This is a genomic window from Burkholderia sp. LA-2-3-30-S1-D2 (genome assembly GCF_001523915.2).
Taxonomy (GTDB): Bacteria; Pseudomonadota; Gammaproteobacteria; order Burkholderiales; family Burkholderiaceae; genus Burkholderia; species Burkholderia diffusa.
In genome coordinates this window covers 124,224-145,779 of record NZ_CP013384.1, presented here as the reverse complement: position 1 = coordinate 145,779, position 21,556 = coordinate 124,224, and the positions used below count along the sequence as shown (strand labels likewise).

18 protein-coding genes are annotated in these 21,556 nt (G+C 69.0%); 5 read left to right on the top strand and 13 right to left on the bottom strand.

Annotation, left to right across the window (positions count from 1 at the left end):
* Positions 1 to 34 precede the first annotated feature (34 nt).
* The 3 genes from WS66_RS13235 to exaC all read right to left on the bottom strand — a co-directional run bounded on the left by WS66_RS13235 (position 35) and on the right by exaC (position 3,525).
* On the bottom strand, positions 35 to 1,069 hold the full coding sequence (locus tag WS66_RS13235) for a helix-turn-helix domain-containing protein (RefSeq protein WP_059601994.1): 1,035 nt from the start codon (positions 1,067 to 1,069) through the stop codon (positions 35 to 37).
* 185 nt (positions 1,070 to 1,254) lie between these two features.
* Positions 1,255 to 1,797, bottom strand: a complete 543-nt coding sequence (locus tag WS66_RS13230; protein WP_059601996.1) for a hypothetical protein — start codon at positions 1,795 to 1,797, stop codon at positions 1,255 to 1,257.
* 201 nt (positions 1,798 to 1,998) lie between these two features.
* Positions 1,999 to 3,525, bottom strand: a complete 1,527-nt coding sequence (gene exaC, locus WS66_RS13220) for an acetaldehyde dehydrogenase ExaC (RefSeq protein ID WP_059602002.1) — start codon at positions 3,523 to 3,525, stop codon at positions 1,999 to 2,001.
* Between the two features lie 317 nt (positions 3,526 to 3,842).
* Here exaC and WS66_RS13215 point away from each other — a divergent pair, with 317 nt between their 5' ends.
* A complete protein-coding gene (locus WS66_RS13215) occupies positions 3,843 to 4,268 on the top strand; it encodes a pyridoxamine 5'-phosphate oxidase family protein (protein ID WP_059602244.1) in 426 nt (141 codons plus the stop codon).
* Between the two features lie 272 nt (positions 4,269 to 4,540).
* Here WS66_RS13215 and WS66_RS13210 read toward each other — a convergent pair whose 3' ends face one another.
* Positions 4,541 to 6,145 (bottom strand): MFS transporter, encoded by a 1,605-nt coding sequence (locus WS66_RS13210; RefSeq protein ID WP_059602006.1) that lies wholly within the window; start codon positions 6,143 to 6,145, stop codon positions 4,541 to 4,543.
* 151 nt (positions 6,146 to 6,296) lie between these two features.
* Between WS66_RS13210 and WS66_RS13205 the strand changes: the two genes are divergently transcribed.
* The gene (locus WS66_RS13205; protein WP_059602008.1) at positions 6,297 to 7,181 is read left to right on the top strand and encodes a LysR family transcriptional regulator; all 885 of its coding nucleotides are present in this window, start codon (positions 6,297 to 6,299) and stop codon (positions 7,179 to 7,181) included.
* A gap of 13 nt (positions 7,182 to 7,194) precedes the next feature.
* Here WS66_RS13205 and eutC read toward each other — a convergent pair whose 3' ends face one another.
* The 4 genes from eutC to WS66_RS13185 form a co-directional block, all read right to left on the bottom strand.
* Complete coding sequence (gene eutC / locus WS66_RS13200; protein WP_059602012.1) at positions 7,195 to 7,986, bottom strand: ethanolamine ammonia-lyase subunit EutC; 792 nt, start codon at positions 7,984 to 7,986, stop codon at positions 7,195 to 7,197.
* Positions 7,983 to 9,380, bottom strand: a complete 1,398-nt coding sequence (locus tag WS66_RS13195; RefSeq protein ID WP_059602015.1) for an ethanolamine ammonia-lyase subunit EutB — start codon at positions 9,378 to 9,380, stop codon at positions 7,983 to 7,985. The genes eutC and WS66_RS13195 overlap by 4 nt, the downstream gene beginning before the upstream one ends.
* Before the next feature lie 106 nt (positions 9,381 to 9,486).
* Positions 9,487 to 10,899 (bottom strand): ethanolamine permease, encoded by a 1,413-nt coding sequence (gene eat, locus WS66_RS13190; RefSeq protein WP_059602017.1) that lies wholly within the window; start codon positions 10,897 to 10,899, stop codon positions 9,487 to 9,489.
* A gap of 242 nt (positions 10,900 to 11,141) precedes the next feature.
* Complete coding sequence (locus tag WS66_RS13185) at positions 11,142 to 12,605, bottom strand: mechanosensitive ion channel (RefSeq protein ID WP_059602021.1); 1,464 nt, start codon at positions 12,603 to 12,605, stop codon at positions 11,142 to 11,144.
* A 278-nt stretch (positions 12,606 to 12,883) separates the two neighbouring features.
* On the opposite strand from WS66_RS13185, the gene WS66_RS13180 reads away from it, so the two are divergent.
* Complete coding sequence (locus WS66_RS13180; RefSeq protein WP_059602024.1) at positions 12,884 to 13,762, top strand: AraC family transcriptional regulator; 879 nt, start codon at positions 12,884 to 12,886, stop codon at positions 13,760 to 13,762.
* A gap of 81 nt (positions 13,763 to 13,843) precedes the next feature.
* Here WS66_RS13180 and WS66_RS13175 read toward each other — a convergent pair whose 3' ends face one another.
* Positions 13,844 to 14,203, bottom strand: a complete 360-nt coding sequence (locus tag WS66_RS13175) for a zinc ribbon domain-containing protein (RefSeq protein ID WP_059602026.1) — start codon at positions 14,201 to 14,203, stop codon at positions 13,844 to 13,846.
* Between the two features lie 10 nt (positions 14,204 to 14,213).
* Complete coding sequence (locus WS66_RS13170) at positions 14,214 to 16,805, bottom strand: heavy metal translocating P-type ATPase (protein ID WP_059602029.1); 2,592 nt, start codon at positions 16,803 to 16,805, stop codon at positions 14,214 to 14,216.
* Between the two features lie 81 nt (positions 16,806 to 16,886).
* Here WS66_RS13170 and cadR point away from each other — a divergent pair, with 81 nt between their 5' ends.
* Positions 16,887 to 17,318, top strand: a complete 432-nt coding sequence (cadR, locus tag WS66_RS13165; RefSeq protein WP_059602032.1) for a Cd(II)/Pb(II)-responsive transcriptional regulator — start codon at positions 16,887 to 16,889, stop codon at positions 17,316 to 17,318.
* A gap of 68 nt (positions 17,319 to 17,386) precedes the next feature.
* Positions 17,387 to 17,959 (top strand): PadR family transcriptional regulator, encoded by a 573-nt coding sequence (locus WS66_RS13160; protein ID WP_059602035.1) that lies wholly within the window; start codon positions 17,387 to 17,389, stop codon positions 17,957 to 17,959.
* Between the two features lie 25 nt (positions 17,960 to 17,984).
* Here the strand turns inward: WS66_RS13160 and WS66_RS13155 are convergent, their stop codons facing one another.
* The 3 genes from WS66_RS13155 to WS66_RS13145 form a co-directional block, all read right to left on the bottom strand.
* Positions 17,985 to 19,415 (bottom strand): FAD-binding oxidoreductase, encoded by a 1,431-nt coding sequence (locus WS66_RS13155; RefSeq protein WP_059602039.1) that lies wholly within the window; start codon positions 19,413 to 19,415, stop codon positions 17,985 to 17,987.
* Positions 19,416 to 19,427: 12 nt separating this feature from the next.
* Entirely contained in the window at positions 19,428 to 20,216 is a 789-nt protein-coding gene (locus WS66_RS13150) for an ABC transporter substrate-binding protein (protein WP_059602042.1), read from the bottom strand.
* Positions 20,217 to 20,331: 115 nt separating this feature from the next.
* Positions 20,332 to 21,486: a pyridoxal phosphate-dependent aminotransferase gene (locus WS66_RS13145; protein WP_059602045.1), complete on the bottom strand. Its 1,155-nt coding sequence runs from the start codon at positions 21,484 to 21,486 to the stop codon at positions 20,332 to 20,334.
* Positions 21,487 to 21,556: the final 70 nt, after the last annotated feature.

Here is a 21,556-nt window from a genome sequence, read left to right as displayed (position 1 = left end):
GGCGTGCAGCGGCAGCCCCGCACCGCCGCGCGGCTCATCCGGCCGTCACCGTCACTGCCCGCTCGCGCAGCGTCTCCGACGGCCGTTTGCCGAACAGCCGCCGGTAGTCGGTCGCGAACTGGCTCAGGTGCCAGAAGCCCCACGCCTCCGCGACGTCCTGCACCGAACCGGCCGCCCGCCCGCACAGATCGCGCCGCGCACCGTTCAGCCGCAGCGTCCGCAGGTAGGTCGCGGGCGCCATGCCGAGCACATCCTGGAAGCAGTACTGCAGCGTGCGCCGGCTCACGTGCAGTTGCTCGCACAGCTCGGGCACGCCGACCGGGCGCGTGCGGTGCGCGAGCACGTACTCGCGCGCCTGCTCGACGATCCAGCGCCGTGTCGACGGTGCGCCGCCGGCGCCATCGTCCGCCGGTTGCGCGCACGCATCGAACAGCGCGGCCAGCACCTCGGCCTGCAGGTCGTCGCGCTGCGCGTCGGGCAGCGGCCCGCCCACGGCCGCCGCGCCGTCGAGCCGGCGGCCGAGCAGCGCGCACAGGCGCGCGAGCCGCGTATCGCCAACCTGGATCACGTGCTGCGTGAACAGCCGCTCGTCGAGCGCGCGGTGTTCGACTTCCTCCGCGTAGCGGCGCAGCACGTCGCCGCGCACGACCACGCCGTAGATCGAGAACTGCGCGGGCGTCAGCAATTCGAATTCGACGTTGCCGGGCCGGAACGCGAGCGCACCGGGCCCGATGCGGCACGCATCGACGCGCGCGGTGCCGTCGCTGACCAGCGGGATGCCGAACCAGTACGCGTCGCCGCGCACCTCGCATGCCTGGCGCAGCAGGTGGCTGGTCGATTCGCGAAACAGCTTCATCGTGTCGAGCGGCAGCTCGGTCAGCGTGCCGACGAAGCGGCCGGCCGCGAGCTGGTCGTAAGTCTGCCGCCAGCCGATCAGGTTGCGCGCCTGCTCGTCGGCGTCGTGCGCAACGCTGACCACGGCCTGGCCGGCGAGCGCGTCGTCACCCTGCGCGCTGCACCGCGTGTCCTCGGCCGTCGGCTCGGCCATGCACTCCAATCGTTGACCCATCGTGTTCTCCTCACCTGCCCGGAACCGCGTCCAACACGCAAGTCCCGTGCCGAACCGCGCGGCCCGGCGACAAGCCCGTCATTGCACGCCGTGCGGCCGCCGCGCGCCATGAGGGCGCACCCGGAGGCGGCATGCCACGCACCGTGCGGGTGCGGCTTGCGCGCCGCGGGCAGCCCGGCGACGCGCTACGCGCCCGGCCGCAACCGCACGACCCGCGTGCCGCAATTGCCGTACGCCTGCGCGACCGCCAGCTCGATGATCGGGCTGCCGGCCGGCCAAGGCGCGGCATCCGCTGCCGGCAGATCGGCACGCAACGTCGCGCGGCCGTTGATCCGATAACGGATGCCGCGCACGAAATCGATGAACAACAGCCCGATGCCGCCGCCGTCGCACGCGAGCGCATCGATCCGGTCGCCGTCGCCGTGCGTCGGCAGCGCGAAGCGCAGCGTCTTCGTGTCGATCACGCGCACGACCGGCCACAGGTCGCCGTTCGCGTCGCGCATGCCCTGCACGATGTCGCAGGTCACGCGCGCCGGGTTGCCGCGCGTCGTGCCGACGAACATGAACGGCTGCGATTCGACGAACTGGCGCACGCCGATGCTCAGCCGCGTCGTGATGACGTCGCTCATGCGCTCGGCTTCGTCGGCGACGCCGAACCGGTGCTGCGCGTCGAGCTCGCCCGCGTGAAACACGGGGTGACGCGGCCAGGATCGAGGCGGATCTGCCATGCTGGTTTCCGTCGGGGCCATCGGTGCGCAATGCGGGCGCGACCGCGCGACAGCCGATGCGGTTGCCGAGGCGGGCCGCCGGCGACGCGCAGCCGACGCCGCGTATCGAATGTCGAAAGGCGAAAAAGACGAAGTGCCGGACGATCGGCCGCAAGCGCGCTGCCGCCCGGCCGGCCCGGCACTTCGCCCCTGCTGCGGCGATCAGAAGAACCCGAGCGCCTCGGCCTGGTAGCTGACCAGCAGGCACTTCGTCTGCTGGTAGTTCGACAGCGCCATCTTGTGCGTCTCGCGACCGATGCCCGACTGCTTGTAGCCGCCGAACGCCGCATGCGCGGGGTACAGGTGGTAGCAGTTGGTCCACACGCGGCCAGCCTCGATCTCGCGGCCCATCCGGTACGCGCGCGTGCCGTTGCGCGTCCACACGCCGGCGCCGAGCCCGTAGAACGTGTCGTTCGCGAGTTCGATCGCTTCCTGCTCGTCCTTGAACGTCATCACCGACGCGACCGGCCCGAAGATCTCTTCCTGGAACACGCGCATCTTGTTGTTGCCGAGCAGCATCGTCGGCTTCACGTAGTAGCCCGTGCCGAGGTCGGCGGCCGGTGCCGTGCGCTCGCCGCCCGTCAGGCATTGCGCGCCTTCGTCGCGGCCGATGTCGATGTACGACAGGATCTTGTCGAGCTGCTGCTGCGACGCCTGCGCGCCGATCATCGTCTGCATGTCGAGCGGATGGCCGGCCTTGATGCGCTCGACGCGCGCGACGGCCTTCTCGATGAAGCGTTCGTAGATCGATTCCTGGATCAGGATCCGCGACGGGCACGTGCACACCTCGCCCTGGTTCAGCGCGAACATCGCGAGCCCTTCGAGCGCCTTGTCGAGGAACGCATCGTCCTGGTCGAGCACGTCGGCGAAGAAGATGTTCGGGCTCTTGCCGCCCAGCTCGACCGTCGACGGGATCAGGTTCTCGGCCGCGGTGCGCAGGATGTGCTTGCCGACCGGCGTCGAGCCCGTGAACGCGATCTTCGCGATCCGCTTGCTGGTCGCGAGCGCCTCGCCCGCTTCCTTGCCGAAGCCGTTGACGATGTTGATCGTGCCGGCCGGGAACAGGTCGCCGATCAGTTCCATCAGCACCAGCACCGACGCGGGCGTCTGCTCGGCCGGCTTCATCACGACGCAGCAACCGGCCGCGAGCGCCGGCGCGAGCTTCCATGCGGCCATCAGCAGCGGGAAGTTCCACGGGATGATCTGGCCGACGACGCCGAGCGGCTCGTGGAAGTGATACGCGACGGTGTTGTCGTCGATTTCGGAAATGCCGCCTTCCTGCGCGCGGATGCAGCCCGCGAAATAGCGGAAGTGGTCGATCGCGAGCGGCAGGTCGGCCGCCATCGTTTCGCGCAGCGGCTTGCCGTTGTCGATCGTCTCGGCCACCGCGAGCAGCTTCAGGTTCTTTTCCATCCGGTCGGCGGCGGCGAGCAGGAGGTTCGCGCGCTCGGCGACCGACGTCTTGCCCCACTTGCGGCGCGCGGCGTGCGCGGCATCGAGCGCGACCTCGATGTCGTCGGCGCCCGAGCGCGGCACGCGGCAGAACGGCTTGCCGTTGATCGGCGACACGTTCTCGAAATACTCGCCCTTCACCGGCGGAACCCACTTGCCACCGATGTAGTTGTCGTACTGCTGACGATACGGATATTCGACGTCGAGGCCCAGTTGTTTCAGGTCAAACGGGTTCATACATGTCTCCTGTTCATCGTGCTTGTGTGAATGCAGCGCCGGTTGGATCGCGCTACACGGTTTACGCAACATGCGTGCCAAACCGGCCGAAAACCGAACAGGAGCGGTGTGTCCGGCCGCCCGCCGCGGACGGCGTCGACGCACGAAAAACGAGTGTCCCGATTCTGAACATCGCGACGGCACAGCCGGCACGGCGGGTGTTCTGATTTTCCACAGCGCACCCGCGCACGCTTCGCCGTGCACCGCGCTCGCAGCGTGGCATGTCGCTTGCGTGCGGAACGCGGATCCGCACGCACCGGCCACGCGCCGACCGAACCATGAACCCGGGCCCCCTCGGCGACGATGCCGTCGCGTTCATCCATGAACAGGCATTCCTGATCGTCGCGACCGCGAACGCGGCGGGCGACAGCGACTGCTCGTATCGCGGCCGGCAGCCGCGCGCGGACGGTTCGTTCGCCCCGCTCGTCGACCTGCCCGACCGTCGTACGCTCGTGCTGCCCGATTTCGCGGGCAACAACCTGTTCAACACGATCGGCAACCTGCTCGTGAATCCGGCGATCGCGCTGCTGTTCGTCGACTTCGTCCGGCAGACGACGTGGCTCGTGCAAGGGCGCGCGACGATCGATGAAGATGCCGGAAGTCGCGCGCACCTGTGGCCCGATGCGCTGCGCTATGTGGTCGTCGATGTGGAAAGCGCGCAGGCACGGGCCGATGCGGGATTGCCGCCGCTCGTGCTGGCGTGATGCGCGGCACCCTTTCGTCGTCGGCACAAGGCGGGCAGGCAATGCCCGGTGCGGTGCTGCGCACGCTTGTGCAAGCGTGCTGCATCGAGCCAGTCGTCGGTGCCGGAGTACGCCGGCGCCATTCCCACAGGACGCGTGCCCGGCGGGCGACGCAACGCTCCACGCTCATTCGCGCGCGGGGCCGATCGCCGGTACACGGATTCGCGTGATCGCAACATGCGCGGGCACGCTGCCCGCGATCGTCGACCTGCGCGCCCCCTGAGACGCCCCGCTCACCGCCCGCTTGCCTCCGTGCAAGCCGGTTCGGTTCGGCGGCGCGCCGGCGCGCCGGGATGCGCGGTTTCACCATCGTCGCCGCGCGCTTCCGTCACCCCGGGCCGCGCACCGAGAAATGCGAACACCACCCCCGCACACAGCACCGTGACGATCGCGAGCCCGATCAGCAGCCGATCGAACGCATGCGTGTAGTTCGCGAGCAGCGCCGTACGCTCGACGCCCGGCAATACGGCCGCCGCGCCCGCGAGATCGCCGGTGGCGAGCCGCGCGGCCGCGCGCAACGCTGCGTCGGACGCGCCGGCCGCCCGCCGCAGATCGGTGTGCGCGAGCGTCGCCAGCACCGCGCCGGCGATCGCGAGCGCGATCCCCTCGCCCGCCACGCGCGTCGTGCTGAAGATCCCGGTCGCCATCCCTGCGCGCTCCTTCGGCACGACGCTGACCGACAGCCCGTCCATCAGCCCCCACGGCATGCCGGCCCCGACGCCGATCGCGAGCATCGGCGCGATCGCCGTCGGCCCTGCGCCGCCGTGCAGCGCGACGCCCAGCCACACGAGGCCCGCCGCCGCGAGCAGGAGCCCGAGCCCCGAGATCACGCCGGCCGACAGCCAGCGCGTGAGCGTCGCCGCGACGAGCGGCACGACGAGCATCGGCGCGGAAATCGCGAGCATCAGCCAGCCTGCGTCGATTTCGCTGAAGCCATCGATGCCGATGAAGCGCAGCGGCAGCACGACGAGCAGGACGATGTAGCAGCAGCAGGTCGACACCGGCAGCACCTGCACGCCGACGAAGCGCGGAATCCGGAACAGCGACAGGTCGAGCATCGGCCGCGCGACGCGCGTCTCGATCGCGACGAACGCGCACGCGCCGAGCGCCGCAGCCGCCAGCAGCGCGACGACGAGCGGATGCGCCCAGCCGCGCGCGGGCGCCTCGATCACGCCGAACGTGAACAGCGTGAGCGCGGCGGTGAACGCGGCCGTGCCGGGCCAGTCGAGCCCCGTCGCGTGCGGATCGCGCGACTCGTGCATGCGCGGCAGCCCGAACGCGAGCGACAACGCGCCTGCCGCCGCGCCCGTGACGAAGATCGCGCGCCAGCCGTAGTGCGCGATCAGGGCGCCGGCGAGCACGGGCCCGAACGCGAGCCCGATCCCGAACGTCGTGCCGAGCAGGCTGAACGCGCGCGTACGCGCCGCGCCGTCGAACTCCTGCGCGAGCGCGGCCGTGCCGCCCGCGAGCGCCGCGGCCGCCGCGAGCCCCTGCGCGGCGCGCAACAGGTCGACCGCGAGCATCGACGGCGCGAACGCGAGCGCCACCGACATCAGCGTGAAGCCGCCGACGCCGATCGCGAACACGCGCTTGCGGCCGAACTGGTCGGCCAGCGCGCCCGCCGCCATCAGGAAACTGCCGAACGCGAGCATGAATGCGTTGGTGATCCAGTTCATCGCGACCGGGCCGCCGTGCAGGTCGCGGCCGATCGCGGGTGTCGCGACCGCGCCGCCCGAAAACGACAGCGGCAGCGCGACGGCGGCCATGCAGACGGCGGCCAGCACCCACGCGCGCCGACGCGCCGACGTGGCTGAAGCGGGTGAAAACGGGTGATCCATCATCGCTCCTCGAAAAGCCGGCGCGGATGCGCCTCAAGCGCGATCAAGGATAATTTCGATTCAATCTTAGAAAAACAACGCGAAGCTCCGCATATAACGGACTAAAATTCTTCAATTCAACGCTTCGCGCCCCGCTCGCCCGTCTACGTCGATGGAAAACCTGAACGGCATCGCCGCCTTCGTCCGCACCGCCGAAGCGCTCAGCTTCGTCGCGGCCGGCCGCGCGCTCGGCATCTCGGCCTCCGCCGTCGGCAAGACGATCGCGCGGCTCGAGCAGTCGCTCGGCGTGCGCCTGTTCAACCGCACGACGCGGCGCGTCACGCTGACCGACGAAGGGCGCCATTTCTACGAACGCTGCCAGCGGATCCTCGAGGATTTTCGTGATGCGGAGGCGACCGTGACGGCCTCCGCGCAGCGCCCGCGCGGCAAGCTGCGCGTGAGCCTGCCGGTGATCGGCTACCGGTTCCTGCTGCCGGTGCTGCCCGAATTCAGGCTGCGCTATCCGGACGTCGAGCTCGATCTGGATTTCAACGACCGGATGGTCGATGTCGTCGAAGGCGGCTTCGACGCGGTGATCCGCAGCGGCCCGCTGTCGGATTCGAGCCTGATGTCGCGGCGGCTCGGCCCGTTCGCGTTCGTGCTGTGCGCGACGCCCGCGTATCTCGCGCTGGCCGGCACGCCGCGGGCGCCGCACGATCTCGAAACCCACGATTGCGTGCGCTACTGTTTCCCGACCACCGGCAAGCTGCAGGACTGGGCGCTTGCCGCCGACGACGGCACGCCGCTGAAGCTGCGCACCGCGATGACCTGCAACAACATGGAAGCGCTGCGCGGCGCGGTGATGGCGGGGCTCGGCATCGGCTACATGCCCGACTTCCTCGCGCGCGACGCGCTGGACACGGGCGCGCTCGTCACCGTGCTCGACGACTACCGGATCGCGCCGGGGCAGTTCTCGATCGTGTGGCCGTCGAGCCGGCAACTGTCGCCGAAGCTGCGCGTGTTCGTCGACTTCCTGTGCGACCGGCTGTTCAAATAGACGGTCGGCCCCGTCACGCCGCGCCGATCCGCTCCGCTTCCGCCTGCGGCAACAACGAATCGCTGTCGTCCTTCAGGCCGACGCCCGTGAGCTTGAGCCTGCGCGCATGCGTCATCAGGTAATGCAACTTGTGCGCGGCGGCGGCATGCGGCAGCCCTTCGGGCCGCACGTTCGAGATGCAGTTGCGCAGCGCGTCGTGGCAGCCGACCTTCGGCGCCCAGGTGAGGTACACACCGAGGCTGTCCGGCGAGCTGAGCCCCGGCCGTTCGCCGATCAGCATCGCGACGACCTGCGCGCGCAGCAGTTCGCCGATCTCGTCGCCGAGCGCGACGCGCGCCTGCGTCGCGACCACCACCGGGCCGACCCGCCAGCCGTCCGCGTCGAGCCGCGGCCGCACCGCCTGCAGCAACGGCAGCGCCTGCTTCGCGGCCGCGAAGGCCGACAGCCCGTCGCCCACCACGAACACGACGTCCGGCGCATCGTCGAGCGCCGCGCCGTAGCCGGCCAGCAGCGCGCGTCCGCCGTCGGACAGCTTGCGGCCGAGATCGGGCCGGCGCAGGTAATGCTGGCGGTCCGGCGCCGCGCTCTGCACGCCGAGCGTCGCGAAGCCGGCCGCGTCGATCTGGCGGCGCAGCGCGTCCGCGTCGAGCGGCTGATGCACGGCGTCGCGCGCCTGCGCGTGCGACAGGTTGAACGCGAGCAGCGGCGCGGTCGGCAGGCTGCTGCCCGCGCGGCCGAGCGCGATCCGCGCGTTCGTGAACGCCTTCAGCTGCGCCCACGGATTCTTTTCGACGGCGTCGCTCATGCCGAAATCCCCATCCAGTCGTTCGCGCCCGCGAGCAGCGGCACGCGCGCGTTCGCGGCGCGCAGCGCGCCGCGCGCGTCGGCGATCTCCATCGTCTCCAGCCATTCCTCGAACTCGGGCGCGCGGCGCAGGCCGAGCACCTCGCGCACGTAGAGCTGGTCGTGAAACGACGTGCTCTGGTAGTTCAGCATCACGTCGTCCGCGCCGGGAATCCCCATGATGAAGTTGATGCCGGCCGCGCCCAGCAGCGTCAGCAGCGTGTCCATGTCGTCCTGGTCGGCTTCCGCGTGATTCGTGTAGCAGATGTCGCAGCCCATCGGCACGCCGAGCAGCTTGCCGCAGAAGTGATCCTCGAGCCCCGCGCGGATGATCTGCTTGCCGTCGTACAGGTATTCGGGCCCGATGAAGCCGACCACCGTGTTCACGAGGAACGGATCGAACTTGCGCGCGACCGCATAGGCACGCACCTCGCAGGTCTGCTGGTCGACGCCGAAGTGCGCGTTCGCCGACAGCGCGCTGCCCTGGCCCGTCTCGAAATACATCAGGTTGTTGCCGACGGTGCCGCGCTTCAGCGACAACGCGGCCTCGTGCGCCTCGCCGAGCAGCGCGAGCGAGATCCCGAAGCTCGCGTTCGCCTTCTCGGTGCCCGCGATCGACTGGAACACCAGGTCGACCGGCGCGCCCTTCTCGATCGCCGCGATCGTGTTGGTCACGTGGGTGAGCACGCACGACTGCGTCGGCACACCGTAGCGCTCGCGGAACCCGTCGATCATCGCGAGCAGCTTCACGATCGCCGCGAGGCTGTCGGTCGCCGGGTTGATGCCGATCATCGCGTCGCCGCAGCCGTACATCAGCCCGTCGAGCATCGACGCGGCGATGCCCTTCACGTCGTCGGTCGGATGGTTCGGCTGCAGCCGCACCGACATCCGGCCGGCCAGCCCGACCGTGTTGCGAAAGCGCGTGACGACGCGGCGCTTGCGCGCGGCCGCGATCAGGTCCTGGTTGCGCATCAGCTTCGACACCGCCGCGACCATCTCGGGCGTGAGGCCCGGCGCGATCCGTTCGAGCGCGGCGCCGTCGGCCGCGGGCGACAGCAGCCAGTTGCGGAAGTCGCCGACGGTGAGGTGAGAGATTTCCGCGAACGCGGCAGCGTCGTGATCGTCGACGATCAGGCGCGTGACCTCGTCGTCTTCATACGGAATCACCGCTTCATTCAGGAACGCCTTCAGCGGCACGCCCGCGAGCGCGATCTTCGCGGCGACGCGCTCCTCCTCGCTCGCCGCCGCCACGCCGGCGAGCTGGTCGCCGGAACGCAGCGGGCTCGCCTTCGCGAGCAGCGTCTTCAGGTCCGCGAAGCGGTACGTGCGCGGGCCGATCGTCTCCGTGTAGGACATCGTTCGAATCTCCTTGCCAGTCCTTGCCTTGCATAACGCCGACGGCGCGCCCGTTCGACGGGGCGCGCCGGATGCCGTCACCAACGGCCGTTCGGGTCCACCACCCTCATTCCTCCAGCAGCACGTCGGCCGGCGCGCTCGCACGCTGCGAACGGGTCGCGAGGAAGTACGCGTAGCCGAGCGCGAGGAACGCGACGAACACCATCGCCACCAGCCCGTTGAAATACACCATCGTCGCGAGGCAAATCAGGGCCGCAACGATCGCGAATGCCGGGAAGAACGGGTACAGCGGCGCGCGGAACGGCCGCGCCATGTTCGGCTGCGAACGGCGAAGCTTGAACAGCGCCGCCATGCTTACGATATACATCACGATCGCGCCGAACACCGACATCGTCACGATGTTCGCGGTGAGCGTCTGGCCGCCGAACTGGATCAGTTCGTCGCTGTAGATCGCGGCGATGCCGACCACGCCGCCCGCGAGGATCGCGCGATGCGGGGTCTTGAAGCGCGGATGCACCTTGCCGAGCCACTCCGGCAGGTAGCCTTCGCGGGCCAGCGCGAAGATCTGGCGCGAATAGCCGAGGATGATCCCGTGGAACGACGCGACCAGCCCGAACAGCCCAAGCCACACGAGCATGTGCATCCAGCCGCTGTTCGCGCCGACGATGTATTTCATCGCCTGCGGCAGCGGGTCGTTGATGTTCGCGAGCTTGGTCCAGTCGCCCGCGCCGCCGGCGAACACCATCACGCCGATGGCCAGCGCGACGAGCGTCAGGATGCCGGCCACGTATGCGATCGGGATCGAGCGCTTCGGGTTCTTCGCCTCCTCGGCGGCCATCGCGACGCCTTCGATCGCGAGGAAGAACCAGATCGCGAACGGGATCGCCGCGAACATGCCGTGGAATGCGCCGACGCTGAAATGATCGGCGCCCGACCAGCCGCCCTTCATGAAATTGCTCCACGCGAAGCCCGGCGACACGACGCCCATGAACACCAGCAGCTCGAAGATCGCGAACAGCGTGACGACCAGCTCGAACGTCGCGGCAATCTGCACGCCGACGATGTTCAGCGCCATGAACACGAGATACGCGCCCATCGCCGCGTGTTTCGGTTCGAGCCCCGGGAACTGCACGTGCAGGTACGCGCCGATCGCGAGCGCGATCGCGGGCGGCGCGAACACGAACTCGACGAGCGTCGCCGCGCCGGCGAGGTAGCCGCCCGCCGGGCCGAATGCGCGGCGCGCATACGCGAACGGGCCGCCCGCGTGCGGGATCGACGTCGTCAGTTCGGTGAAGCTGAAGATGAAGGTGGTGTACATCGCCGCGACGAACAACGCGGTGACGACGAAGCCCAGCGTGCCCGCACTCGCCCAACCGTAGCTCCAGCCGAAGTATTCGCCTGAAATCACGAGGCCGACCGCGATGCCCCACAGTTGCCAGGTCCCGAGCGTCTGCTGCAGCGCGGGCTGGCCGGACGACTTGGCGCCGGCGGCGGGCCGGCCATTCGACTCTGCTTTCATCGGATTCTCTCCTCAAATGCGCCGGGCCTGGCGGCCTGCGCGACTGAGAATCGATGCTAGAGAGTCATTAAACGACGTGTTATCGAAATTCGGCAAAGATGACGGCTGACGTTTCGCTGACGGAAATGCCGGCCCGGCCGGCCATGCGACGCGCGTCGATGTGCCGGGCGCGCACGCCCGACCGCCCCCCTGCGGGCACCATCGCCGGCCGCGCGAAGCGGCCGGACGGGCACGCGGCAGGCTTACTGCCCGCCGCCGCGCTGGTTGAACCAGCGATCGAGCAGCTTGCCGGCCGCTTCGCGGCCGCCGAGGCCGAACGACAGCGCGACCGCCACCGCGATCGCGCCGAGCACGAGGCCGAACGCGAGCTGCACGATCTCGTTGGCGATGCCCATCGCACGCAGCCCCATCGCGAATACCAGGCCGAGGATCGCGAATTGCGCGATGCGCGCGAACAGCACGCTGTGCTCGCGGTCCGCCTGCTCGATCACGCGGCGCGCGAGGCCCGCGAGCCACACGCCGATCACGAGGATCACGCCGCCCATCAGTACGTGGCCGCCGAATTCGATGAACAGCGTGACGACGTCGCGCACCTGCGTGAAGCCGAGCCGGTTCGCGGCCTCGACCGACGCGAACAGCATCGCGAAGAACACGATCAGCCGCGCGACCAGCACCGACGGCTGCAGGATCCCCGAGAACACACGCTCGACGCCTAGCACGGCCGGCAGCCCGTCGACGCCGGCGGCTTCCAGCAGCTTCTGCGCGAGCGACGCGACGAAGCGCGCGAAGTAGAACGTGACGAGCACGATCACGATCGCCGCGACGATGTCCGGCACCGCGCCGAGGAACTGGTTCAGCATGTTGGTGGCCGGAATCGAGATCGCGTCGATCTTCAGCGCGTCGAGCGCGGAGATCAGCGTCGGCACGAACACGAACACGTAGACGATGGTGCCGACCAGGCTCGATACGCGCACCGGCGTCGGGCTGTCGAGGCTTTGCGTCAGGCGATCGGCGCCGGCGGCGACGAGCAGGTTCGTCACGAGACCGCGCAACACGCGCGCGACGATCCAGCCGACGATGCCGATCACCGCGGCAGCGAACAGGTTCGGCACGATCGCGAGCAGCTTGTCGACCATCCCCTGCACCGGCGACAGCAGGCCGGACAGCGCGAACGACCCGAGAATCGCGGGCAGGAACATCAGGATCACGAGCCAGAACAGCACGTCGCCGAGATAGCCGCTCATCGGCTGCATGCCTGCGCTTTCGGACAGCTTGTCGTCGACCTTGCTCGCCTTCAGCGCGCGGTTCGCGAGGCTGCGCAGCAGCGATGCGATCAGCCACGCGATCAGCGTCAGCGCCGCGCCGCCGATCAGGTTCGGCAGGTAGTTGACGATGTGCGTGACGAGCAGCGAGAACGGATTGGACACCGCGTACAGGTTGAGCACGTTGAAGATGCCCACCGCGGTGACGAGCAGCACGAGCCAGAACAGCCCGCCGGCGATGATCCGCTCGACGTACGCGCCCTGGCCGGTGCTTTCGCTGATCCGCTGATCGACCTTCAGCGCGTTGAGCAGCCGGAGCGCGCCGGCACGCACCGCCATGGCGATCAGCCAGCCGATCACCAGGATGCCGATCGCGCCGGCGATCTTGGGCAGGTATCCGCCTAGCGTGGTCTGCAGCGACGTGATGAAGCTGGAAGCATCCATTTCTTCTTCTCCCGAAAAACGTGGCGTTGCGATTGAACATCGACGAACTACCTGCGTACTTCGAAAACCGTGCGTTGCCGTGCGAGCAACTTACCCGAGAAAAATGACGCGATCACACGATTTCACCGTCTTTAACTTTAGTCGTAGATCGCAGGGGGGCAAGACCCCATTTCGTCATAATAAAAAGGGGCCTGATTCGTCGGCCTCCTACGCATTTCCGCAAGATTTATCAATTCGGCCCGTGCTACCGTGACGTCGGTTCCCGCCCGGACACGCCGATGACCGTCGAAGCGAAACCCGACCAGCTCGCCTGGATCCGTTACGCGGCCAGCGTGGCGCGCGTCCACGAATACATTCGCGCGCACCTCGACGGCCCGCTCGACCTGAACCGGCTTGCCGAAGTCGCGTGCCTGTCGCCGTATCACTGGCAGCGCGTCTATCGCGCGCTGTATGGCGAGTCGGTCGTGCTGACGGTGCGGCGGATGCGGATCGTGCGCGCGTCCGAGGATCTCGTCTGCACGGCGCGGCCGATCGACGAGATCGCACGGCGCGCGGGCTACGGTTCGACGCACGCGTTCACGCGGGCGTTTCGCGACGCATACGGCGTGCCGCCCGCGCAGCACCGGCGCACGGGCAGCCACCGGCCCATCTATCCGTTACAGCGAGGAGAAGAAGACATGTTCAAGCATGAAGTCGAAATCCGGCAGCTGCCTGAACTGCACGGCTATGCGATAGCGCACACCGGTTCGTACTTGAAGGTCAGCGAGGCGTTCATGCGGATCGGCGCGTGGGTCGGGCAGCATGGGTTGATCGGCCCCGGCGCGAAGATGATCGGCATTTTTTACGACGATCCGGACACCACGCCCGAAGCGCAGTTGCGCGCGAAGGCCTGCTTCATGCCCGCCGACGGTGCGCCGGACGTCGAGCCCGTGCCGCCGGTGGAGCACGTGATAGTGGCGGGCGGCGAATATGCGGTGCTGTTGCATACGGGGCCGTATGCGGACCTGAAGACGGCCTACCAGTGGCTCTACGGCGACTGGCTGCGTCACTCGGGCCGAGAAGCCGCCGACGCGCCGCCGTTCGAGCTGTACCTCAATACGCCGATGGACGCGGCGCCGGCCGACCTGCGCACCGAGATCTACCTGCCGCTGCGCTGATCGAAAGACGGGTGTGCCTGCACCTGAAACGAAGCGCGCCGGCCGGCGTTCAGACGCCGCCGGCGCGGATGGCCGACAAACTTACGCAGCCTGTGTCCCGCACCCGGGACAGAACCGGGCGTCGGCCGCCAGCGCGGAATGGCAGCGGCTGCAGGACTCGCCGCGTTGCGCGGCACCGCACTGCGCGCAGAAACGCGCATCCGACGCATTGAGGGCGCCGCAGCCCGCGCACGCGAGCTGGCGCAGCGGCATGTTGCCGCCTGGCGCGTCGGTCGACGGCTGCCAGCCCCAGCCGTAGCGGTCGCGGCCGCGCGCATCGTGGCCGCCGTGACCGTCGCGTTGCTGCCCGCCGTGATGCCCGCCGCCGCCCTGCCCGCTGCCGTGGCCTCCTCCGCCGTGACCACCACCGTGGCCGCGCAGGATCCGTTTCAGAAAGCTCACCGCCCGCTCCTCATCGCTTCGCCGTCGCGCCGTCGAACACGCCCGTCTTCGACAGCAGCCGCAGCCCGTTGCCGACGACGATCAGGCTCGCGCCCGCGTCGGCAAACACAGCCATCCACATCGTGCCGAGCCCCGCGACCGTGAGGCCGAGGAACACGATTTTCACGCCGAGCGCGAAGCCGATGTTCTGCACCAGCACGCGGTGCGTCGCGCGCGACAGCCGCACGAACGCGGGGATCTTGCGCAGGTCGTCGTCCATCAGCGCGACGTCGGCCGTCTCGATCGCCGTGTCGGTGCCCATCGCGCCCATTGCGAAGCCGATGTCGGCGCGCGCGAGCGCCGGTGCGTCGTTGATGCCGTCGCCGACCATCCCGACCGCGCCCGCACCGCCCGCCGACAGTTCCTCGACCGCCGCGAGCTTGTCCTCGGGCAACTGGTTGCCGCGTGCATCGTCGATGCCGGCCTGCTGCGCGATCGCCTCCGCGGTGTGCGGGTTGTCGCCGGTCAGCATCGCGGTGCGGATGCCGAGCGCGTGCAGGTCGGCGATCGCCGCGCGGCTGGTGTCCTTGATCGTGTCGGCCACCGCGAAGATGCCGAGCACGCGCGTGTCGTCGACCAGCATCACGACGCTCTTGCCCTGCCGCTCGAGCGCGTCGAGCTTCGCCTCCAGCGCCGGCGAGCAGCGTTCGAGCTCCTCGACGAGCCGGTGGTTGCCGAGCCAGTAGCGCACACCGTCGATCGTGCCGCGCACGCCGCGCCCGACGAGTGCTTCGAAGTCCTCTACATCGGCGAACGCTGCCGTCTGCGTGTCGCGGGCCGCGACGGCGATCGCCTGCGACACCGGGTGATCGGAGCGCGCCGCGAGGCTCGCGCCGAGGTGACGCACGCGCGCCGCGTCGACGCCCGTCGCATGCAGGTCGAAATCGGTCTGCACGGGCTTGCCGTGCGTGATCGTGCCGGTCTTGTCGAGCGCGAGCCACGCGAGCTTGCGGCCCTCTTCCAGATAGACGCCGCCCTTCACGAGAATCCCGCGCCGTGCCGCGGCTGCGAGCCCCGACACGATCGTCACCGGCGTCGAGATCACCAGCGCGCACGGGCACGCGATCACGAGCAGCACCAACGCGCGGTAGATCCAGTCGTGCCACGCGCCGCCCATGACGAGCGGCGGTGCCACCGCGACCAGCAGCGCGACCGCGAACACGATCGGCGTATAGACGCGCGCGAACTGGTCGACGAAGCGCTGCGTCGGCGCCTTCGCGCCCTGCGCTTCCTCGACCGCGTGGATGATCCGCGCGAGCGTCGAGTTGGCGGCAACCGCCGTCACGCGATAGTCGAACGAACCCGCTTCGTTGATCGTGCCCGCGTACACCGCGTCGCCTGCCGTCTTGTCGACCGGCAGGCTCTCGCCGGTGATCGGCGCCTGGTTCACCGTCGAGCGGCCCGCGATGACCTCGCCGTCCAGCCCGATCCGTTCTCCCGGCTTCACGCGCACGATCGCGCCGAGCGCGACCTGCGCGGCCTCGATCGTGCGCCACGCGCCGTCGGCGTCCTGCACGGTCGCGGTGTCCGGCGCGAGCTGCATCAGGCCCTGGATCGCGTTGCGCGCGCGGTCGAGCGACTTCGCCTCGATCAGCTCGGCGATCGTGAACAGCACCATCACCATCGCGGCTTCCGGCCACTGGCCGATCGCCATCGCGCCCGTCACCGCGATGCTCATCAGCGCGTTGATGTTCAGGTTGCCGTTGCGGATCGCGATCCAGCCCTTCTTGTACGTGGTCAGCCCGCATGCGAGCACCGCCGCGAGCGCCAGCACCGCCGACAGCCACGTCGGCAGGCCGGCCCAGCTCACCGCCTCGGATGCGATCGCGGCGACGGCGGCCAACGCAAGCGGCCACCACGGCTTCGCGGGCGGCGGCGCGACGGATGCTGCCGGTGCGTCGGCCGACGCGGCCTCCGGCGTCATCCCGAGCGTGCGGATCGCGCTTTCGATCGCCGGTTGCGCACCGGGCACGTGTTCGACGGTCAGCATCCGCTGCATCAGGTTGAATTCGAGCGCGGACACCTGCTCCATTCCGCCGAGCTTCTTGCGAATCAGGGTTTCCTCGGTCGGGCAGTCCATCTGCATGATGCGGAACGCCGAGCGGACGTGACCCGACGCGGTCGCCCGCGCGACCGGCAGCGGCGCGAGCGATAGCGCGGCCGGCGCGCAGCATGCGCCGGCCGCGTGGTCGTGGTCGTGGTCGTGGTCGTGGTCGTGGTCGTGGTCGTGGTCGTGGTCGTGGTCGTGACCGGCATGATCGTGCGCCGCGTGGCCGTGCGAGCACGCCGCTCCATGCTCATGCCCGTCGCCGTGCGCGTGGCCGGCATGGGTGTCGTGATCGTGCCCCGTGCCGTGCGCGGATGGGCGATCGTGGTCATGGTCGTGACCGCATGCATGCGGCTGCGCGCGGTGCGCCGCCGCGTCGCCATGCGCGTGCTCGCCGGCCGCCGGCGCCGCGTCGGCAGTGGTCGCCGCCTGCGTGTCGCGCGCATCGGCGCAGCACGCATCGGCGCCGCCTGCATGACGGTGTCGTGGGTCGGGGGTACGCTGGGCGTCGGTCATGACAACCTCCTCTATGGCTTGACGGTGTAGAGTTAACACCCTGAAGCCACTACAAGGTCAACCCTTACAACGGAGAAAGCCATGAAGATCGGCGAACTGGCCAAGGCGGCCCGCTGCACGCCCGAGACGATCCGCTTCTACGAGAAGGAAGGGCTGATGCCGGACGCCGAGCGCACCGATGCGAACTACCGCAACTACACCGACGTGCACGTCGAGCGGCTGCGCTTCATACGCAACTGCCGCGCGCTCGACATGGCGCACGACGAAATCCGCGCGCTGTTGCAGCTCACCGACACGCCGGCCGACCCGTGCGATTCGGTCAACGCGCTGCTCGACGAGCACATCGGCCACGTCGACGCGCGCCTCGCCGAACTGACGCATCTGCGCGACCAGCTCACCGAATTGCGCCGCCAGTGCGTCGGCGAACATTCGGTCGAGGACTGCGGAATCGTCCACGGTCTCACGACGATGGAAACCGTCGCGCCAGCCGCGAAGCGCTCACACCTCGGCTGAAACGCTTGTGGAATATGATAGTCTAGTCGATACTAGTTATATTCTTACTAGACATAATCGAACTATTCATGGCAACAAGCCGCCCGTCTCCGCTCGCGCTCGCGGTCCTCGCGACGCTCACCGAAACGCCGATGCATCCGTACGGAATGCTCCAGCAGTTGAAGGCGCGCGGCTATGACGAAGTCGTCAACGTGCGACAGCGCACGAGCCTGTACCAGACGATCGACCGGCTGCTGCGCGACGGGCTGATCGCCGTGCACGACACCGAGCGCGACGGCGCGTTTCCCGAACGCACGCTGTACACGCTGACCGAAGCCGGGCATACGGCCGGGCAGGCGTGGCTGCATGCGCTGCTCGCGGAACCCGCGCGCGAGTTTCCGGCATTCGGCGCCGGTCTCGCATTCCTGCCGCTGCTCGACGCCGACGATGCGCGCCAGCAACTCGAGCGCCGCATCGCCGCGCTCGAGGCCGAACGCGAACGTCTCGAGTCGCTGCGCAACGCCGCGCAGAACGACCAGGTGCCGCGCCTGTTCCTGTTGCAGAACGAACATGCGCTCGTGCTGCTCAACGCGGAACTCGACTGGGCGCGCAGCGTCGTCGAACACCTGAGGATCGGCGCACTGCGCTGGGTCGACGGCTGACGCGCCCGCCATCGGCGCGTGCCGATCAAAGCACCTTGCCGGGATTGAGCACGCCGGCGGGATCGAGCGCGGCCTTCAGGCGCCGCATCAAGCCGATTTCCGCTTCGCTGCGCGTGTGCGCGAGATAGGCGCGCTTGAGCATCCCGATGCCGTGCTCCGCCGACACCGACCCGCCCATGTCCCGAACGACCGCGTACACGCAGCGATCGATCGCATCGGCGTCCGCGTCGCGCATGCCGGTGAGCGATACGCCGATATGCACATTGCCGTCGCCGACGTGGCCGAAGAACAGGCAAACGATGCCGGGCCAGACCGCACGCAACGCCGCCTCGCAGCGCGCGGCGAACAGGCCGAGCTCACCCGTCGGCAGGCTCACGTCGAAGTTCACCAGATGCGGCAGCGCATCGATCGCGAGGCCTTCGCGCAACGCCCACAGGTCGCGCGCCTGCCGCTCGGACGTCGCGAGCGCTGCATCGTCGACGAGCCCCGCGTCGATCGCATCGGCCAGGCCGGTTTCCAGCGCCTGCCGCGCATCGCCGCCCGGCGCGCTCGTCGCGCACTCGATCAGCACCGCGAAGCCGCCGTCGCCCGCGAACGGCGCGACGACGCCGGGCGTGTGGCCCGCGACGTAGTCGTAGAAGGCCGGCCACATCGCTTCGAAACTGACGATCTCGGGCAGTGCGCGCAGGCGGTTCCACAACCCGACGACGGCGTCGTAGCCACGCACGCGGCAGAGCGCGGTGGCCGGCGCGGCGAGCTTCGGATGCAGCCGCAGCACGGCGCGCGTGATGATGCCGAGCGTGCCTTCGCTGCCGATGAACAGCTGCTTCAGGTCGTAGCCCGCGTTGTTCTTCAGCATCCGGTTCATCGACGACACGATGGTGCCGTCGGCGAGCACGGCCTCGAGCCCGAGCACCTGCTCGCGCATCATTCCGTAGCGAATCGCGCGCGTGCCGCCCGCGTTGGTCGCGAGCATGCCGCCGATCTGGCACGAACCGCGTGCGCCGAGATCGACGCCGAACGTGAAGCCCGCCGCGTCCGCGGCCTCCTGCACCGTCTGCAGCGGCGTCCCGGCGCGCACCGTCATCGTGCCCGCCGCCGCGTCGATTGCCTCGACGCCCGCGAAACGCTCCATCGACAGCACGATCTCGCCGCCCAGCGCGACCGCGCCGCGGGCGAGCCCGGTGAGACCGCCCTGCGGCACGACCGGCTGCCCGAGCCGCGTGCACAGCGCGAGCGTGCGCGACACGTCGTCGACGCTGCGCGGCCGCACCAGCGCGCGCGGCCGCACACCGGCCGGCTCGTTGTACGCGGTGAAGTAGCGCGGATCGATCCCGGCCGCCCGCGTGACCAGCGAGTCGCCCAGGCCGGCGACGAGCGCCGCCTCGAGCGCGTCGTCCGCCGGCACCGTCACACCGTGGCCGCCGGTCTCCGCGCCCGTATCCAGGCTCTGCATCGTATGCGTCCGTTATTTGATGGAGATGTCGATATCGCCGAAGTATTTCTGGCCGAGCGACTTCACCGTGCCGTCCGCCTTCAGCTTGTCGATCGCGGAATCGAGTTTCGCCTTCAGCGCGTCGTCGCCCTTGCGCAGGCCGAACGCGATCCCGCTGCCGAGAATCCGGTCGTCGCGCACCGGCTGGCCGACGAACGCGAAACCGTTGCCGTCCGGGCGCGACAGGAAACCGCGCTGGCCGGCCGGCGCGAGCACCAGCGTCGCGTCGAGACGACCCGCCACGAGATCCGCATACACCTGGTTCTGATCCTGGTACGCGACGATCGACACGCCGGCCGGCTCCCAGTGCGCCTTCGCGTAGGTTTCCTGGATCGATGCCTGCAGCACGCCGACGCGCTTGCCCTTCAGCGATTCCGGCGTCGGCAGCAGGCCGCTGCCGGTGCGCGCGATCAGCTGCGTCGGCACACGGTAGATGATCGTCGTGAAGTCGATCGCCTGGCGCCGCTGCTCGGTCGCGTTCATCGCCGAATTGATCGCGTCGAACTTGCGGCCCTTCAGCGCGGGAATCAGCCCGTCGAACGACGTCTCGACCCACTTGCACGACAGCTTCGCGGTCTGGCAGACAGCGTTGCCGACGTCGATGTCGAAGCCCTGCAGGTCGCCGTTCGGCGCCTTCGACTCGAACGGCGGGTATTGCGCCTCGAGGCCGAAACGCAGCGTTTGCCCGTCGGCGAGCGCCGCGCCGGAACCGAGCGCGCACGCGAGTGCGAACGCGAGCTTGAGTGTGTGTGCATGCTTCATCGTGATCTCCTGGCTTGTCGGCCGGCGCCGTGCGTTCGCATGTGCTCCGGTTCCGTCGGTGGCTTTCCGTGCGACGTACACGTCGCCTGCTTGGGGTGCGGGCCGCGCCCGCGATTTACAGCGACCGCAACCGCCGCGCGCCTTCGATCAGCGTCGCGTCGTCTTTCGAGAAACTGAGCCGGATCACGCCGGCGTCGGTGCCGTCGGTATAGAACGCCGAAAGCGGAATCGTCGCGACGCGCGCATCGCGGATCAGGCGCAGCACGAAGTCGCTGTCGCGTTCGTCCGAGAAGTGCCGGAACCGCGCGAGCATGAAGAACGAGCCTTCGCTCGGCAGCAGCTCGAAGCGCGAACCGGCCAGCTCGCGCGCGAGCAGGTCGCGCTTGGCCTGGTAGAACGTCGACAGGCCGAGATAGCTTTCCGGCCGCGCGAGGATCTCCGCGAACGCGACCTGCATCGGCGTATCGGCCGAGAACACCATGAATTGGTGCACCTTGCGGATCTCGTCCATCAGTTCGGCCGGCGCGACGCAATGGCCGACCCGCCAGCCCGTCACGTGGAACGACTTGCCGAACGACGACACGATCACGCTGCGCTCGGCGAGCTCACGGTGACGCGCGACGCTCTGATGTTGCGCGCCGTCGAACACCACGTGCTCGTAGACCTCGTCCGACAGGACCACGATGTCGGTATTGCGCGTGAGCAGCGCGAGCCGTTCGAGATCGTCGGCGGAGAACACCGTCGCGGTCGGGTTGTGCGGCGTGTTGACGATGATCATTCGCGTGCGCGGCGTGATCGCCGCGGCCACTTCGTCCCAGTTCACGCGGAAATGCTCGGGCGACAGCTTGATCGCGACCGGCGTTGCGCCCTGCAACCGCACGATCGGCGCATAGCTGTCGAACGACGGCTCGAAATAGATCACTTCGTCGCCCGGATGCACGAGCGCGCTGATCGCCGCGTAGAGCCCTTCGCTCGCGCTCGCGATCACCGTGATCTCGGTGCCCGGGTCGTAGCGCGTGCCGTACAGCGCCTCCGTCTTCTCCGCGAGGCGTTCGCGCAGCGACACGACGCCGGCCATCGGCGCGTACTGGTTGTGGCCGTCGCGCATCGCGCGCGCGACGCCCTCGACGAGCGCCGGATCGGGCGCGAAATTCGGCGCGCCCTGCGACAGGTTCAGCGCATCGTGCTGCGCGGCGAGCTGGCCGATCACCGTGAAGATCGTCGTCCCGACGTCCGGCAGTTTCGATCGGGGCGTGGTGGCGCTTCGCATGACTCCTCCTTCAATTGTCCTTCGCGCCGGCCCGCGCGACGCACGCGGCCCGGTTCGTGACGCATGATTT